The sequence below is a fragment of the Dactylosporangium siamense genome (assembly GCF_016862795.1).
In the GTDB taxonomy this organism is placed as follows: domain Bacteria; phylum Actinomycetota; class Actinomycetes; order Mycobacteriales; family Micromonosporaceae; genus Dactylosporangium; species Dactylosporangium siamense.
Genome location: NZ_BONQ01000025.1, coordinates 67858 through 84541 on the forward strand (window position 1 = coordinate 67858; position 16684 = coordinate 84541).

Genomic DNA, 16684 nt, shown 5'->3' on the forward strand with positions numbered 1-16684 from the left:
CCACCAAGACTATTCACTCCTCCGGGGGCAGCGAGCGCAGGGCCGCGGCCAGTTCTGCGCGACCGGTCACACCGAGCTTGGCGTAGACCCGCATGAGGTGGTTGTCGACGGTCCGGGAGGACAGGTACAGCTGGTCCGCGATCTCCTTCGAGGGGACACCCGCGGCGGCGAGCCGGGCGATCTGCCGCTCCCGGCCGGTGAGCATGGGCTGCGGCACGACCAGCGCGGGCGTGACCGCGGTCGGGCACAGCGTGCGCAGCTCGGCGAGGCGCTGCGCGGCCCGCGGCGTCTGCGGGGAGCGGATGCCCCGCAGCAGGGTGACGGAGCCGGCGGCGGCCTCCGCGGCGTACAGGTTGAGCTCCTGATCGGCGAGTTCCTCGGCGACGGCCAGGAGGCTGCCGCCGTCCTCGCCGGCGATCGCGCGGATGTGCCAGGCCATCGCGGGGGCGGTGCGGCCCTCGACGCTGTGCGACAGCGCGTCGAGCCGGTCGCAGACCTCGCCGGCGAAGCCCAGCCGGCCCAGGTGGTACAGCGCGAACATCTCGTGCGCGGCGAACCCGTCGCTGCGCGTGCGCGCCGCGAGCAGCCGGAGCACCTCGGCGGCGGTCGACAGGTCACCGGAGGCGACGGCGACCCACGCGCGGGCCTCCTCGAGCCAGGGGTACAGGCACTCCATGGAGCGGTAGTGGGAGCTCTCGGCGATCGCGAAGGCCTCGGCGGCGGCGGGCCCGTCGCCGGTGAGGGCGGCGACGTGCGCGCGTTCGGCGTGCGCGAGGGCGACGAAGACCTTCCCGGTGGCCAGGGCGGCACACGCCTGTGCCGCGGCGCGGGCGGCCTCGGGCAGCCGGCCGCGGAGCCGGGCCGCCTGGGCGCGGACGATCTGCAGATAGCCCGAGCCCATGTTGAAGTTGCCGGCGTCGGCCATGCCGGCGAACTCGGCGGCGACGATCGCGTCGACGGCCTCGAGGTCGGCGGCGAGGATCATCGCGGTGCCGCGGGCGAGCTCGATGCCGAGCTGGATGTAGGGGACCTCGGCCCGCCACTGGGCGGCCTCGGCGTCGATCGCGGCCATCGCCTTGACGGTCTGCACCGGGGTGCCGCGCATCGCCTGGAGCTGGCCCATGTTGCTGCGGGCCAGGGCCCGGGGGCCGGGTGCGCTGGCGGCGCTGTCGAGGACCTGGCGGGCCAGGGTCAGCGCCTGCGCGTTGTCGCCGCGGTGCAGCCGCATCGTCGACTCGACGGCCAGGACCAGGGAACGCTCGCGCAGGTCGTTGAGCTTGTACGCCTGCCGGTTGATGTCCTCGATGGTGCCCGTGTCGCCGAGCCCCCACTGCGCGGTGATGTGCCGGATGGCCAGCCACCGGCTGCGCTGGGACTCGTCGACGGTCTGCTCCTCGTTGGCGTCGAGGATCGCGACGGCCTCCTCGGGCATGTTGACGAACATGAGGATCGTCGCGAGGGTCTCCGCGGCGTCGAACCCGCCGCCGGCGGCGAGGGCGGCCTTGCCCAGCCGCATGGCCAGGGCCATGTCGTAGGTGGCGAACGCGAGCCGGCACGCCATCAGCAGCTGCTGCGGGTCGCGGGCGGTGTCGCTGTCCAGGCGCCACACGGCGACGCGGAGCAGGTCGTCGCGGCGCCGGGCGCCGCTGCTCTCCACGAGGGTGGCCAGGTCGGCGAGGAGCCGGCGGACCCGGGTGACCGGGCAGCGGCGGCGCACGACCTCGCCGTACAGGGGATGGGCCAGGCGGACCGTGGTGCGCCGGTCCTCCACGACGACCCGGATCAGCTGCCGCTCCTCGGCGGTCTCCACGGTGTTCAGGTCGGTGGCGTTGACCAGCAGCGGCAGGCCGATCGGCTCACCGAACGCCACCAGCTCCAGCACGGCGCGCTCCTGCGGGGTGAGCTTGCCGATGCGGGCGTCGACGACCTCGGTCAGCGTCGGGGCGAGGTCGACCTTGCCCGTCCAGCGCTGCATCCCGTAGCTCTCGATGATCTCGCCGCTGGCGTGCGCGGCGATGACCAGCTCGCGCAGCAGCAGCGCGTTGCCCTGCGACAGCTGCTGGAGCCGGTCGACGGAGGCCGAGTCGACCGGGCCGCCGAGCACCTGCAGCAGCAGGTCGGAGGTCTCCTGCAGGGTCAGCGGGGTGAGCTCGATCCGCTCGACCAGGTCGTCCTTCCACAGGGCGCTGATCGGGTCGTGCACCGGCTCGCCGGTGCGCACGGTGCCGATCACCGTCGCGTTCTCGGACCGGGCCACGTAGTAGACGAGGGCGGCGGACAGCGGGTCGAGCAGATGGGCGTCGTCGATCGCCACGACGATCGGCCGGCCGGCGGCCTGGCGGTGCAGCGCGTCGACGGCCCAGCGCAGCAGGCCGGCCGGCGAGCCACCCGCCGGCTGGTCGGGCGGCAGCACCTGGGCCAGCCCGCCGAGCGGGAGACCCGCCGTGGCGGCGTTGGCCGTCGCGGTCCAGACGGCGAGCCGGTCCTGGTCAAGGGCGTTGACGCCCTCACGCAGCAATCGGCTCTTGCCGATGCCTGGCGGGCCGCCCAGAATTAAGCCGCGACCGGTTGAGCCGGTGGCTGCCTCGGAGAGACGGACCAGTTCAGCGTTTCGACCGACAAAGCTCCAGGGGGGCACCGTCGCAGCATATCGATAGCTCGATTACTGCGCGTACCCGCCGAAGCACGAACTTGAGTAGTGCGTTCGGACCCGTTTGAGTAGCCGGAGTACTGCCTCCGTAAGTGGCTGTTCACGTAGCGTTCCGATGCTTACCGGCCCGTGCACAAGGAGGTCGCACATGGGGTCTGGGATCATGCAGGCGCCGCTGATCGATCTGACAGTCACGACGCCCGGGGGTCCAGTGTCCGCCATGCCGGTCCGCGGCAGCAGGAGTCATCGACAGGCGGAGCCCCGTTCCGCTTCGGGTGCCCGCAGCTACGCGGTGATCGCCGGCTCGCCCCGCAGCGGCAAGACGGCACTGCTCAACGCGCTGATCCGGCGCGCCGAACCGGTCCCGGCCGGTGACGCCTGGCTGGTCTACCGGCACGGCGACAAGCCCGAGACCAGGGCGTTCGTCCCCGGGCACCGGGAGCCGCGCACGGTCGTCGGCGCCTTCGTCCCCACCCAGCGCGACCCGCGTCCCGGACCGACCCGTCCCGCCCGGCGCATCGAGATCACCCACCCGGCGAGCCTGCTCAAGCGCGTCGCGTTGGTCGACACGCCCGGCAGCGGGGGCCTGGACGCGGCCAACGCCGAGATCATCCTCGACGCGGCCGAGCGGGGCCTCGGGCTGCTGTTCGTCGTCGACGCCGCCGCCCCGCTGGCCCGGGCCGACCTGGACCTGCTCGCCGCCGCCGTGGAGCGGGTCGAGCGGGTCGCGTTCGTGCTGACCCGCATCGACCAGCACGACACCTGGCCGGAGATGCTGGTCGCCAACCGGGCGCTGCTCGCCTCCCGCGGCCAGATCCTGGCCGCCGCGCCCTGGTTCCCGGTGTCGCTGGACCCCGACGCGGTCTTCGGTGTCGCCGAGCTGCGCCACGAGCTGGAGACCTGGGCCGAGGCGCGGCCCGCGCCGGTCGGGGTCGCCGCCGCGACCGTCTCCGGCGCCGGCGACGAGTGGCAGGACCTGCTCGAGCGCGAGATCGCCAACCGGCGGGTCGCCGCGGTCCAGCGGGTCTCGATCGATCTGGCGACGATCCACGTGCGGTGCGTGCAGGAGCTCGGCTCGGGCAAGGGCTGCCCGGAGCTGCCGCACGTGCTCGACCGGGAGCTGCACGCGCTGTCCGTGCGCACCACCCGCCAGCTGCACGCCGACACCCGCGAGGCGATCGGCGCGGTCTTCACCGAGCTGCTGGACACCGCGCCCGACGAGGTGGTCCTGGCCAGGGTCGCCGCGGCCGCCCGCCGCACGGTGGACTCCCTGCGTGAGGACGACCGCGACCGCAACCACGCGCTGCTGCTCACCGCCACGTCGGCGGTGGCCTCGGTGGCCGGTGCGACGGCCGTGGACAACCTCTCCGCCGTCGGCGGCGCCGAACCCGCCGACCAGGTGCTCCCCTCGCTGGGCATCGCCCTCAACGCCAGCTGCTACGCGCTGTGGCAGCCGAAGGTCGCCCCGGGCGGTCCGCCCAAGCACGCCGACAAGAAGGACTGCCGCCGCTGGTTGCAACACGCACTGCGCGAGATCGAGGTCGAAGTGGGTCACGAGCTGGGCGAGCGCTACGCCGGACTGCGTCAGGCGCTGCTCATCATCGGTGGGGACGCGGTCGACCATGGCGTGCTGCTCGCTTGATGGCACCATGTTGGTATGGCGGCGCCGCAGGTCGTACCGATCGAAGAGACCCGTCTCGAGGCTGACGAGGTGCCCGAGACCGACCGTCCGTGGGTGACCGTGGTCTGGAACGATCCGGTCAACCTCATGAGCTATGTGACCTGGGTCCTGCAGAAACTGTTCGGATTCAGCAAGGAGAAGGCTGAGCGCCTCATGCTCGATGTGCACCACAAGGGCAAGGCGATCGTCTCCAGCGGTCCCCGGGAGAAGATGGAGTACGACGCCTCCAGGCTGCAGGCCTACGGGCTCTGGGCGACGGTGGACAAATCGTGACGATGTTCGTCCGGAACGGCACCGTGTGCGTCGCCCGGTTCGGGCCGGCCGAGGCGGCCGTGCTCAACGAGGTCATGCTCGAGGTCATCACGCTGCTGTCGGAGGGGTTCGACCGCACGGATCCGGTGATCACGCGGCTCTTCCCGGACATGTACCGCAACGACGCCTCCGCGTCCGAGGAGTTGCGGCGCTACCTGGAGGACGACCTGCGCTCGGCGAAGCTGGAGCAGGCCGCGTTGCTGCTGGACGTGCTCCCGGTCGAGGGTGGCGAGGTGGCCCTCGACGAGGAGCAGGCCGAGGCCTGGCTGCGCGCCCTCACCGACGTGCGGCTCACCCTGGGGTCCCGGCTCGGCATCGATGACGATGACGTCGACGTCGAGGAGGAGCTGGACGAGGCGATCCTGAAGGACCCCACGTCGGCGCGTGTCGGGCAGCTCTCGGTGTACCAGTATCTGACGTATCTGCAGGAGAGCCTGGTCGGCGCGCTCATGGGGTGAGGCCGGCGCACTCACGTGGTGAGGTCGGTCACGAGCGAGTTGCGCTCAGGTTTCGGTAGGCTGTGGGCGTGCTGACCATCGACGCCGCGATCCTCGACGCGATCGTTGCGCACGCCCGGCGGGATCACCCCGACGAGGCGTGCGGGATCGTCGCGGGTCCGGCCGGCTCGGACAGCCCGACCCGGCACGTGCCGATGGCCAACGCGGCCCGCTCGATGACGTTCTACGAGTTCGACTCGGTGGAGCAGCTGCGGCTGTGGCGCGAGATGGACGACGCCGACGAGGAGCCGGTGATCGTCTACCACTCGCACACCGCCACCGAGGCGTATCCGTCCCGGACGGACGTGTCGTTCGCCGGTGAGCCGAATGCCCACTATCTGCTGGTTTCGACCAGGGATCCCGAGCGGACCGAGATCAGGTCGTTCCGCATCGTGGACGGAGCCGTCACCGAAGAGCCGGTTCAGGTAGTTAATGCAGTCGTGGACTCACACGCCGTCCAGTCATATCTCTTCGGGCAGAGCCCGACGACCGTCGACTACGAGTGTCGCGCAGGCAGTTGATCGCCGCCTGCCGTCGCACCGTATCCAGTCGTCCTGTTCGCCGCTCGTACACAAGAGGAAATGATCATGGCTATCGAGGTTCGCATCCCGACCATCCTGCGCACCTACACCGGCGGTGCCAAGACCGTCGAGGGCGCTGGTGACACCATCGCCGACCTGCTCTCCGACCTGGACAGCCGGCACTCGGGCATCAAGGCCCGCCTGCTGACGCCGGAGGGCGGCCTGCACCGCTTCGTCAACGTCTACGTCAACGACGAGGATGTCCGCTTCCTGGGCGCGCTCGACGCGAAGCTCAACGACGGCGACTCGGTGACGATCCTGCCCGCCGTGGCGGGTGGCGCGTTCGCGTTCGCGGCCGCCCACGCACTGCGGGGCTGATCTTCGTGGCGCGCTACGAGTCCGTGCTCGAGGCGTGCGGAAACACGCCGCTCGTCGGGTTGCCCAGGCTTTCGCCGAGTCCCGAGGTCCGTCTGTGGGCCAAGCTCGAGGACCGCAACCCGACGGGCAGCGTGAAGGACCGGGTCGCACTGTGGATGGTGAAGGCGGCCGAGGAAGCGGGCCGCCTCCGCGCCGGTGACACGATCATCGAGCCGACCAGCGGCAACACCGGCATCGCCCTCGCCATGGTGGCCAAGCTGCGCGGCTACCGCCTCGTGTGCGTCATGCCGGAGAACGTGTCGGCCGAGCGGACCACGCTGCTGCGGATGTATGGCGCTGAGATCATCTTCTCGGAGGCCGCCGGCGGGTCCAACCGGGCCGTCGCGGTCGCGAAGGAGATCGCCGCGGAGCACCCGGACTGGGTGATGCTCTACCAGTACGGCAACGAGGCCAACGCCAGGGCGCACTACGAGTCGACCGGTCCGGAGATCCTGCGGGACCTGCCGACCATCACGCACTTCGTGGCCGGGCTCGGCACCACGGGCACGCTGATGGGCGTCGGGCGCTACCTGCGCGAGAAGGTCGAGGACATCGAGATCATCGCCGCCGAGCCACGATACGGCGAGCTGGTCTACGGCCTGCGCAACCTCGACGAGGGCTACGTGCCGGAGCTGTACGACGCGAAGGTCCTCACCCGGCGCTTCTCCGTCGGCACCCGCGACTCGGTGCTGCGCACCCGGCAGCTGGTCGAGGTCGAGGGCATGTTCGTGGGCTTCTCCGCGGGCGCGGTGCTGCACGCCGCGCTCGCCGTCGCCCACCAGGCGCTCAAGGCCGGCAAGCGGGCCGACGTGGTGTTCCTGGTCGCCGACGGCGGCTGGAAGTACCTGTCGACCGGCGCCTACGGCGGCACCCTCGCCGACGCGGAAAGCGCCCTCGACGGGCAACTCTGGGCGTAAGCCTGGGTCGAGGTAGGAGCCCCGGGCGCCGACACCTACCTCGACCTGGGCCTTACAGCCCGGTCACGATCCAGCCCAGCACCAGACTGACCGACGCGGTGCCCAGCAGCGCGAAGGGCAGCCGTCGCTTGTGCACGCTGGCGAACGCGGCGATCGTGCACGTCAGCCCGATCAGCCCGATGACGGTGACGGTCGGCGCGTACCAGGCCCGGGACGCGCTGACCAGCCCGACGAACGCCCGCAGCGCCACCGCCATCCCGCCCAGGCCGAGCACCGCCGCCCAGCCGCACACGGCGGCCAGGTGACGCGGCTCCGGCGAGGGGTCCCGCTCGGTCGGTAGCCGGAAGGCGTCGGGAAGGTGCCGGCGCAGCCGCCTGGTCGTCCTGGACACGTCAACGGGCACGTCCACTCCTGCGGGGGTCGTTTGGTGGCTTACGAATCTCAACGAGCCCGGGCGTGAGGCGTCACGCAACCCTGTCACGTTGGCGACATCTGCCGTCCGATCGTTCAGCCTTGCCTGCCAGTCCGGCGTAGGCTGCGCCACGTGACGGACTTGCCCATCGGCAGCAACCGGCCGGGCAACCCCCGCCGGTGGCGTCCGTCCACGCCCGGTTGTTGTGCAGGTGCCGTCATCCGGCGCCCCGGGGTCACGAACTATCCTCACCTGACCGGCGTGATCCACACTGGCGCGGCGACGTGACCAGAGCGATGGGAGACGACGTCTTGGCGTTGTTGTTGGGGGAAGCATGAGGCTCACCGTTCTCGGCTGCGCCGGCAGCTTCCCGGGTCCCGAGGCGCCCTGCTCGGCGTATCTCGTCGAGGCGGACGGATTCCGGCTCCTGGTGGACTTCGGCCCCGGGTCGATGTCGACACTGCAGCGGTTCTCAGGCCTGTACAACGTCGATGCCATCCTGCTGACGCACCTGCACTGCGATCACATGCTCGACGCGTGCTCCTACATCGTGGCCCGGCGCTACGCGCCGTCCGGCCCGCTGCCGCCGCTGCCGGTCTACGCGCCGGTCGCCGCGCCCGAGCGCATCTCGGCCGCGTACGGCGGGGAGAACGAGCCGATGGCGATCAGCGACGTCTACACGTTCTACGCGTTGCAGCCGGGCAGCTTCCCGATCGGGCCGCTCCACGTCACCGTCGACCGGGTCAACCACCCCATAGAGACCTACGGCGTGCGCATCGAGCACGAGGGCCGGGTCATCACGTACTCCGCCGACACCGCCGCCTGCGACCAGCTGATCCGCCTCGCCCAGGGCGCGGACCTGTTCCTGTGCGAGGCGAGCTACCTCGACGGCGCCGACAACCCGCCGGACCTGCACCTCACCGGGCGCGAGGCGGCGGAACACGCCACGAAGGCGGAGGTCGGGCGGCTGCTGCTGACGCACCTGGTGCCGGCGTGGGGGAGCGAGGCGCTCACCCTGGAGGCCGCGCAGGCCGCGTTCGAGGGGCCGATCGACATCGTCCGACCAGGCGCGAGGTACGACATTTAGGCAGCGTTTGCCGATTCGTCAGTCGATGGTGGCCGCCCGCACGGTCTCCGCCCCCATGGTGACGGCATGCGGATCGCGATCGTCACCGAATCGTTCCCGCCCGATGTGAACGGCGTCGCCCACTCCGTCGTCCGGGTCGCCGAACACCTCGTCGCGCGTGGCCACGAGCCGCTCGTGATCGCACCTCAGCCCTCCTCAGGGGCGCGGTCGGTCACCGGCGCCTTCCCGTACGAGATCATCCGGGTCCCCTCGGTCGCCACCCCCGGCTATGGGACCTTCCGCCTAGGGTTGCCCAGCCGCCGCCTGGCCGCCGCCCTGCGCGCCCACCGCACCGACCTGGTCCACCTGGCCAGCCCGTTCGTGCTCGGCGCCCGCGGCATGACGGTCGCCGCGTCGCTCGGGCTGCCGACGGTCGCGGTGTACCAGACCGACGTGCCCGCGTACGCCCGCCTGTACTACCACTCCGGCCTCGGCGAGCAGGCCGCGTGGCGCTGGCTGCGCCGCATCCACAACGCCGCCGACCGGACCCTCGCACCGTCGACCGCGGCCGCCACCGCCCTGCACAGCCACGGCATCGAACGGGTCTGGCTGTGGCGCCGCGGCGTCGACGCGGCCCGCTTCGACCCCGGCCGCCGTAGCGACGGCCTCCGCCGGGCACTGCTCGGCGCCGATCGGACCGTGCTCGTCGGATACGTCGGCCGCCTCGCCGTGGAGAAGCGCGTCGACCTCCTCGCCCCGGTCAGCCGCATCCCCGGCGTCCGGGTGGTGGTGGTCGGCGACGGACCGGCCCGCCCGGCCCTGGAACGCGCCATGCCCGGCGCGGTCTTCCTGGGCGAACGCCGGGGTGACCAGCTCGCCCGGATCTTCGCCAGCCTGGACGTGTTCGCGCACACCGGACCGTTCGAGACGTTCGGCCAGACCGTTCAGGAGGCGCTCGCATCGGGCGTGCCGGTGGTCGCGCCCGCTCAGGGCGGCCCCCTCGACCTGGTCGACGACGGCCGCACCGGGATCCTCGTGCCGCCCTGCGACGCGCTCGCGCTGCGCGACGCGGTCGCGGGGTTGGCCGCGGAACCCGAGCGGCGGCAGGCGATGGGTCTCGCGGCCCGGGTCGCCGTCGCCTCCCGCAGCTGGGCGGCCGTCGGCGACCAACTGATCCGGCACTACACCGACGTGCTGCCCCTGTCCGGGGCGACGGCCGTGCCGGCGGTGTCTGCGTGAGGATCGTGCGCCTGGCGAACTTCGTCATGCCCCGCTCCGGCGGCCTCCGCACCGCCCTTCGCGCCCTAGGCGAGGGGTACGTCGCCGCCGGGCACGAGTCGATCCTGATCGTGCCCGGAGAGGCGCACTCCGACGTGTCGGACGCGCAGGGCCGGGTGATCACGCTGCCCGGCCCGGTCGTGCCCGGCACCGGCGGCTACCGGGTGCTCATCCACCGGCGCCGGCTCGCCCGGTTGCTGGACCGGCTCCAGCCGGACCGGCTCGAGGTCTCCGACCGGTTCACGCTGCGCTGGACCGGCCGGTGGGCCCGCGACCGGGGCATCCCCGCGGTCATGGTGTCCCACGAGAGCCTCGCCGGCCTGCTGAGCTTCGCCGGGCCGGCCGGTGCGGCGTGCGCGGACCTGCTCAACGCCCGGAGCCACCGCGCCTATGACCAGGTCCTGTGCACCACCGCCTGGGCCGCCGCCGAGTTCGACCGGATCGGTGCGGGCAACCTTGTGCGCGTACCACTCGGCGTGGATCTTGATCTTTTCCACCCTTCGCGATCGTCCGCCGCGGTGCGGGCGCGCTTCGCGACCCCGGACCAGGTGCTGCTGGTGCACTGCGGGCGGCTGTCGACCGAGAAACGGCCCGAACGCTCCGTCGAGGCGCTCATCGCGCTGCGTGCCAGGGGCGTCGACGCGGTCCTCGTCGTGGCCGGCGACGGCCCGCTGCGGCCCCGGCTGCAGGAGCAGGCCGCCGGCCACGCGGTGCACTTCACCGAGTTCGTCGCCGACCGCACCGCCGTCGCCACCCTCCTGGCGACCGCCGACGTGGTCCTCGCTCCCGGCCCGATCGAGACGTTCGGCCTGGCGGCCCTCGAAGCCCTCGCGTGCGGGACGCCGGTCGTGGTGTCCGCCGAGTCGGCCCTCCCCGAGGTGGTCGGAGACGCCGGTGCGGCCGTTCACTCGGATTTCGCGGATGGGGTACAGCAGGTGCTCGCGCTGCCGTCCTCCGAACGCCGGCTGGTCGCCCGCGACCGCGCCATGCGGTTCTCCTGGCCCGTCGCGGTCGCGGGGTTCCTCCGCGTCCACGGGGCGGCTCCGTCGTTGCCGGCCGGTGCTGTGGCCGTTCACGGGGCGGCGGCGTCGTTGCCGGCCGGTGTTGTGGCCGTTCACGGGGCGGCGTCGTCGTTGCCGGCCGGTGTGCCGTGACCGTCTTCGTCGCGCTCGGTGACTCCACCACCGTCGGCTTCGGCGACCGGTTGCCCGACGGCTCCTGGCGCGGGTGGGCCCAGATCCTCGCCGCCGCGCTCGGTGCCCGCCTGCACAACCTCGCCGACAGCGGCGCGCAGACCGCCGACGTGGTCGCGGGGCAGCTGCCCCGGGCCCTCGACCTGCGCCCCGACATCGCCGCCGTCCTCGTCGGCACCAACGACACGCTGCGCAGCCCGTTCGACCCGGCGCGGGTCGCGGCGAACCTGGAGCGCACCGTGGCGGCCCTGCGCGCCGGCGGCGCCGAGGTCCTCACCATCCGGTTGCCCGACCCGGGCCGCATGTTCGGGCTGCCCGGACCCCTGGCCCGTCCCCTCGCCCGCCGGATGCGCGACCTCAACGCCGCCGCCGACCTTGTCGCCGACCGCCACCGCACCGTGCACTTCGACGCGGCCGGCCACTCCGACTCGTACGACCGCCGCATGTGGAGCGTCGACCGGCTCCACCCGAGCGAACGCGGTCACCGCTTCCTCGCCTGCTCGTTCTTCGACCTGCTCGCCGCCCGCCTCGGCCCCGGCATCGGCAACCGCCCGGACCCGTCGCCGAGCAGCCCACCCCCGACCCGCGCCGCGCAGGCCTGGTGGATGGCGACCCAGGGCACCCGCTGGATGATCCGCCGCTCGACGGACCTGCTGCCGGGCCTGCTCGGCCTCGCGTACGCCGAACTGCGCACCCCCACCGCCTCGCCTGCGGGGCTCCCCACCGCCTCGCCCGCGGGGTTCCCCACCGCCTCGCCTGCGGGGCTGCCGCTGTCCGACCGGGTCGCTTGACTAGGCTGGACGGCATGGCTCGACCGGATGCTCGCGCAGCAGATCAACTTCGACCCGTATCGATCACCCGCCAGTGGAGCATGCACCCGGAGGGGTCCGTGCTCGTCGAGTTCGGTAACACCCGGGTCCTGTGCACGGCCAGTGTCACCGAGGGGGTGCCCCGCTGGCGCAAGGGCTCCGGCCTGGGCTGGCTCACCGCCGAATACGCGATGCTGCCCCGCGCCACGACCACCCGCAACGACCGCGAGAGCGTCAAGGGCAAGATCGGCGGGCGCACCCACGAGATCTCCCGCCTCATCGGCCGCAGCCTCCGCGCCTGCATCGACCTCAAGGCGCTCGGCGAGAACTCGATCGTCCTGGACTGCGACGTCCTGCAGGCCGACGGCGGCACCCGCACCGCGGCCATCACCGGCGCCTACGTCGCCCTCGCCGACGCCGTCGGCTTCCTGGCCGCCAACAAGAAGCTCGCCGGCAAGCCCGCGCAGGTCCTGCACCGCTCCGTCGCCGCGGTCAGCGTCGGCATCATCGCCGGCGAGCCCCGCCTCGACCTCTGCTACGAGGAAGACGTCATCGCCGACGTCGACATGAACGTCGTCTGCACCGGCACCGGCGACTTCGTCGAGGTCCAGGGCACCGGCGAGCAGGCCGTCTTCTCCCGCGCCGAGCTCGACCTGCTCGTCGACCTCGGCGCCCTCGGCTGCGCGGAGCTGACCGCCCTCCAGCAGAAGGCGATCGCCGGATGAAGCTGCTGCTCGCGACCCGCAACCAGAAGAAGCTCGTCGAGCTGCGCCGCGTCCTCGCTGAGGCCGCGCCGCACGTCTCGCTCGTCGGCCTCGACGACGTGCCGCCCTACCCGGAGTCGCCGGAGACCGGCCTCACCTTCGAGGACAACGCGCTGCTCAAGGCCCGCGAGGCGGCGTCCATCACCGGCCTGCCCAGCGTCGGCGACGATTCCGGCCTCGCGGTCGACGCCCTCAACGGCATGCCAGGCGTCTTCAGCGCCCGCTGGTCCGGCCTGCCCAGCGGCACCCCCGACCGCGACGGCGCCAACCTCCGCCTCGTCCTCGCCCAGATCGCCGACGTCCCCGACGAGCACCTGGGCGGCGCCTTCGTCTGCGCCGCCGCCATCGTCTGGCCCGACGGCCGCGAGGCGGTCCACCGCGGCGAGATGCGCGGCCGCCTGATCAGAGCCCCCCGCGGCGACGGAGGTTTCGGCTACGACCCGATCTTCGTCGCCGAGGGCTACGACCTGACCACCGCCGAACTCCCACCCGCGGAGAAGGACGCCATCAGCCACCGCGGCAAGGCCTTCCGCGCCCTGGCCGCCACGCTCTGACGCTTCCCGCTCGCTCGTCCGCACGCAGGTGATCGACGGGCGGTCCCCGCTCGTCGTTCGCCCGCGTGCCGGTGGCGGTTGCTGCTGGTCGTTTGTCCGCGTGCTGGTGGCGGTTGCTGCTGGTTGTTCGTCGTGTGCTGATGGTCGACGGGCGGTTGCTGCTGGTCGTTTGTCCGCGTGCTGGTGGCGGTTGCTGCTGGTTGTTCGTCGTGTGCTGATGGTCGACGGGCGGTTTCTGCTCGTCGTTCGTCCGTGCGTTGGTGGCGGTTGCTGCCGGTCGTTCGTCCGCGTGCTGGTGGTCGGGGACGGGTTTGCTCGTCGTTCGTCCGCGTGCCGGTGGTCGAGGGGCAGTTCCCGTCCGTCGCTCGTCCGCGTGCCGGTGATCGACGGACGGCTCCGGTCGCGCGGACGACCGGAACTGTCCGTCGATCCCGTCCGTGGATCAACGGCGGCCTGAGCCGTCCGGAGGGGCTTCGACGCAGCCGAGCGGGGGCCAAGCCGTCGTGCATTCCACCGGCGATGGCTGAGCCCTGTGTCCCGCAAGGGCGCGGCTGGGAGCGGGGATCAGGCCAGGGTGCCGACCTCCCGTTCGATGGCGGCCAGCAGGTCGCGGCCCGAGACCGTGGCGCGCATCGACTCCAGCACCGGGGCGAGGAAGACGTCCGGACCCGGCTGGCCCGCGTGCCGCTCGACGGCGGCCATCGCGATGCGGCCGGCGACGGACGGGGTCAGCGGGGCGCGGAGCTGGAGGCCCCGGACCGCGGAGAGCAACTCGACCGCGAGGATGCTGCACAGGTTGTCCAGGACGGTGCGCAACTTACGGGTCGCGGCCCAGCCCATGGAGACGTGGTCCTCCTGCATGCCCGACGTCGGCAGCGAGTCGACGCTGGCCGGTGACGCGAGGCGCCGGTTCTCCGCGACGATGCCCGCGGCCGTGTACTGCGCGATCATCAGTCCCGAGTTGACACCGGCGTCGGGGGTGAGGAACGGCGGCAGGTCCCGTGACCGGCACACGTCGAGCATCCGGTCGACCCGGCGTTCGGCGATCGCGCCGACCTCGGCCGCCGCGATCGCGAGGAAGTCGGCGGCGAACCCCAGCGGCGCCCCGTGGAAGTTGCCGGTCGACTCGACCCGCCCGTCGGGGAGCACGACCGGGTTGTCGACGATCGACAGCAGCTCCCGGGCCGCGACGGTGCTCGCGAACTCGAGTGTGTCCCGGGCGGCGCCGGCGACCTGCGGTGCGCAGCGCATCGAGTACGCGTCCTGCACGGCGTGCTCGAGGTCGTCGCGGTGCGAGTCCATGATCGGGGAGTCCTGCAGCAGGCGGTGCAGGTTCGCCGCGGAGGCGGCCTGGCCGGGGTGGGGCCGGATCGTGTGCAGCTCCGGCATGAACGGCCGGTCGGAGCCGAGCATCGCCTCGATCGACAGCGCGGCGGTGACGTCGGCCATCGTGAACAGGTGTGCCGCGTCGGCGATCGCCAGCAGCAGCATGCCGAGCATGCCGTCGGTACCGTTGATCAGCGCGAGGCCCTCCTTCGAGGACAACTGCAGGGGATTGACCCCGGCGTCTGCGGCGCTGATGCGGGCGCCGTCCTTGGCGAGGACCCAGCCCTCGCCGATGAGCACGAGCGCGCAGTGCGCGAGCGGGGCCAGGTCCCCGGACGCCCCGAGCGAGCCGTGCTCCGGCACCCAGGGCGTGATGTCCGCGTTGAGCAGGTCGACGAGGCCGGTGGCGATCTCGGGGCGTACCCCGGAACGTCCCATGGCCAGGGACCTGATGCGCAGCAGCATCATCGCCCGGACCACCTCCCGCGGCATGGGCGCGCCGATGCCGGCCGCGTGCGAGCGGATCAGCGCGTGCTGCAACTCGGCGCGCCGTTGCGGTGCGATGAACGTGTTGGCGAGGGCGCCGAACCCGGTGGACACGCCGTAGACCGGCCGGCCGTCGCGCTCGATGGCGTCGACGATCGACCGGCTGGTGCGCATCGCGTCGAGCGCGTCCTGCGCGAGGGTCACCCGCGCGTTGCCCCGGGCGACCGCGATGAGGTCGGCGGGGGTGATGCCTGAAGCGGTGACGGTGATCAAACCAGCTCCCCATTGAGCATGACGGTGGATATCAGGGGTACGCCCGGCCGGTACGCCAGGTGCAGATACGACGGCGCGTCAAGGATCGCGAGGTCCGCCCGCGAGCCGAGCCGCAGCCGCCCGACGTCGTCGCGGCGCAACGCGGTGGCGCCGCCGGTCGTGGCCGCGAGCACCGCCTCCGCCGGTGTCATGGCCATCTCGCGAACCGCGAGCGCCACGCAGAACGGCATCGACGTCGTGTACGACGATCCCGGGTTGCAGTCGGTGGCGAGCGCGACGGTCGCACCGGCGTCGAGGAGCGCCCGCGCCGGTGGATACGGCGAGCGGGTCGAGAACTCGGCGCCGGGCAGCAGCGTCGCCACGGTCGCGGACCCGGCGAGCGCGTCCACGTCGGCCGGGGTCAGGTGCGTGCAGTGGTCCGCGGACGCCGCACCGAGCTCGACGGCGAGCCGCACCCCCGGCCCGGCCGTCAGCTGGTTGGCGTGGACCCGGGTGCCGAGCCCGGCGGCGGCGCCGACGGTCAGGATGGCGCGGGAGTGATCGGCGTCGAACGCGCCCCGCTCGCAGAACACGTCGATCCATCGCGCCCCGGCGGACCTCGCCGCCGACAGCATCGGACCGCAGACGAGGCTGACGTAGTCGTCGGTGCGCCCCGCGTATTCGGCGGGAACCACGTGCGCCCCGAGGAACGTCGTCTCGGCGCTGAACTCCCGCGCGATCCGCAGCGACCGGGCCTCGTCCGCCACGGTCAGCCCGTATCCGGACTTGATCTCCATGGTCGTGGTGCCCTGCCGCAGCGCCTCCCGCCGCAGCCGCGCCACGTTGGTCCGGAGCTGCTCGTCGTCGGCGGCCCTGGTCGCGCCGACCGTCGTGCGGATCCCCCCGCCCGTGTACGCCTCGCCCGCCATCCGAGCGGCGAACTCCGCGGCCCGGTCCCCGGCGAACACCAGGTGTGCGTGGCTGTCGACGAACCCCGGCAGGACCGCACCCCCGCCGGCGTCGACCCGCGCGTCCGCCGGCGGCGCGTCCGCGGCCCGCCCGATCCACGCCACCTTGCGGTCGTCGACGACGAGCGCCGCCTGCCGGCGGATGCCCAGTGGCCCGTCACCGAACCCCGGCACGCACGTGACCAGCTCGCCGATGTTGGTGACCAGCATCGACCTCATCGCTGCCCACCGATCAACGACCCGCCACCCGCCGCCGCCCGCACTACCGCGTCCCGCGCCGCCGTGGCTGGGGCCGTCTGCTGCTTTGCCGTGGCTGGGGCCGTCTGCTGCTTTGCCGTGGCTGGGGCCGTCTGTTGTGCTGCCGGGGGCGCGTCGTGCGCCGTGGTGACGGGGGTCGTCTGCTGCGCCGCTGGGGCTACGTCGTGCGCTGCTGTGGCCGGGGCTGTCTGTTGTGCCGCCGGGGCCGCGTGGTGCGCCGCCGACAGGCGTGCGGCTTGCGTGGCAGACAAGGGTCCGCTGGGGGGTGGTGCCGTCGCCGGTAGAGGCGCGGTCTGTGGGACAGCGAGCGGGGACGGTCCTGC

At 72.6% G+C, this 16684-nt stretch carries 16 protein-coding genes; 12 read left to right on the plus strand and 4 right to left on the minus strand.

From position 1 onward, the window contains the following. Positions 1-13: 13 nt before the first annotated feature. Positions 14-2638, minus strand: coding sequence for a LuxR C-terminal-related transcriptional regulator (locus Dsi01nite_RS08315; protein ID WP_203845461.1), 2625 nt, complete (start codon positions 2636-2638; stop codon positions 14-16). Between the two features lie 160 nt (positions 2639-2798). On the opposite strand from Dsi01nite_RS08315, the gene Dsi01nite_RS08320 reads away from it, so the two are divergent. The 6 genes from Dsi01nite_RS08320 (at position 2799) to Dsi01nite_RS08345 (ending at position 6995) form a co-directional block, all read left to right on the plus strand. Further along, positions 2799-4292: a dynamin family protein gene (locus tag Dsi01nite_RS08320; RefSeq protein WP_203845462.1), complete on the plus strand. Its 1494-nt coding sequence runs from the start codon at positions 2799-2801 to the stop codon at positions 4290-4292. A gap of 15 nt (positions 4293-4307) precedes the next feature. Beyond that, positions 4308-4604, plus strand: coding sequence for an ATP-dependent Clp protease adapter ClpS (clpS, locus tag Dsi01nite_RS08325; protein ID WP_033366007.1), 297 nt, complete (start codon positions 4308-4310; stop codon positions 4602-4604). Continuing rightward, positions 4580-5101, plus strand: coding sequence for a DUF2017 domain-containing protein (locus Dsi01nite_RS08330; protein WP_203845521.1), 522 nt, complete (start codon positions 4580-4582; stop codon positions 5099-5101). The genes clpS and Dsi01nite_RS08330 overlap by 25 nt, the downstream gene beginning before the upstream one ends. A 68-nt stretch (positions 5102-5169) precedes the next feature. Continuing rightward, on the plus strand, positions 5170-5661 hold the full coding sequence (locus Dsi01nite_RS08335) for a M67 family metallopeptidase (protein WP_203845463.1): 492 nt from the start codon (positions 5170-5172) through the stop codon (positions 5659-5661). Positions 5662-5727: 66 nt separating this feature from the next. Then, positions 5728-6039, plus strand: coding sequence for a MoaD family protein (locus Dsi01nite_RS08340; protein ID WP_203845464.1), 312 nt, complete (start codon positions 5728-5730; stop codon positions 6037-6039). A 5-nt stretch (positions 6040-6044) separates the two neighbouring features. Continuing rightward, the gene (locus Dsi01nite_RS08345; RefSeq protein ID WP_203845465.1) at positions 6045-6995 is read left to right on the plus strand and encodes a PLP-dependent cysteine synthase family protein; all 951 of its coding nucleotides are present in this window, start codon (positions 6045-6047) and stop codon (positions 6993-6995) included. Positions 6996-7047: 52 nt separating this feature from the next. On the opposite strand, the gene Dsi01nite_RS08350 is transcribed toward Dsi01nite_RS08345, so the two are convergent. Continuing rightward, a complete protein-coding gene (locus Dsi01nite_RS08350) occupies positions 7048-7398 on the minus strand; it encodes a hypothetical protein (protein ID WP_203845466.1) in 351 nt (116 codons plus the stop codon). A 343-nt stretch (positions 7399-7741) separates the two neighbouring features. On the opposite strand from Dsi01nite_RS08350, the gene Dsi01nite_RS08355 reads away from it, so the two are divergent. The 6 genes from Dsi01nite_RS08355 (at position 7742) to rdgB (ending at position 13071) form a co-directional block, all read left to right on the plus strand. Beyond that, on the plus strand, positions 7742-8494 hold the full coding sequence (locus tag Dsi01nite_RS08355) for an MBL fold metallo-hydrolase (RefSeq protein WP_203845467.1): 753 nt from the start codon (positions 7742-7744) through the stop codon (positions 8492-8494). 66 nt (positions 8495-8560) lie between these two features. Further along, on the plus strand, positions 8561-9712 hold the full coding sequence (locus tag Dsi01nite_RS08360; RefSeq protein ID WP_203845468.1) for a glycosyltransferase family 4 protein: 1152 nt from the start codon (positions 8561-8563) through the stop codon (positions 9710-9712). Beyond that, on the plus strand, positions 9709-10905 hold the full coding sequence (locus Dsi01nite_RS08365; RefSeq protein WP_203845469.1) for a glycosyltransferase: 1197 nt from the start codon (positions 9709-9711) through the stop codon (positions 10903-10905). The genes Dsi01nite_RS08360 and Dsi01nite_RS08365 overlap by 4 nt, the downstream gene beginning before the upstream one ends. Then, the gene (locus Dsi01nite_RS08370) at positions 10902-11735 is read left to right on the plus strand and encodes an SGNH/GDSL hydrolase family protein (RefSeq protein ID WP_203845470.1); all 834 of its coding nucleotides are present in this window, start codon (positions 10902-10904) and stop codon (positions 11733-11735) included. Before Dsi01nite_RS08365 ends, Dsi01nite_RS08370 begins: the two co-directional genes overlap by 4 nt. A 14-nt stretch (positions 11736-11749) precedes the next feature. Continuing rightward, complete coding sequence (rph, locus tag Dsi01nite_RS08375) at positions 11750-12478, plus strand: ribonuclease PH (protein WP_203845471.1); 729 nt, start codon at positions 11750-11752, stop codon at positions 12476-12478. Then, positions 12475-13071 (plus strand): RdgB/HAM1 family non-canonical purine NTP pyrophosphatase, encoded by a 597-nt coding sequence (gene rdgB, locus Dsi01nite_RS08380; protein ID WP_203845472.1) that lies wholly within the window; start codon positions 12475-12477, stop codon positions 13069-13071. The genes rph and rdgB overlap by 4 nt, the downstream gene beginning before the upstream one ends. Positions 13072-13635: 564 nt before the next feature. Here the strand turns inward: rdgB and hutH are convergent. Beyond that, positions 13636-15156: a histidine ammonia-lyase gene (gene hutH, locus Dsi01nite_RS08385; protein ID WP_203845473.1), complete on the minus strand. Its 1521-nt coding sequence runs from the start codon at positions 15154-15156 to the stop codon at positions 13636-13638. Continuing rightward, positions 15153-16322: an imidazolonepropionase gene (gene hutI, locus Dsi01nite_RS08390; protein WP_203845474.1), complete on the minus strand. Its 1170-nt coding sequence runs from the start codon at positions 16320-16322 to the stop codon at positions 15153-15155. Before hutI ends, hutH begins: the two co-directional genes overlap by 4 nt. Between the last annotated feature and the right edge of the window lie 362 nt (positions 16323-16684).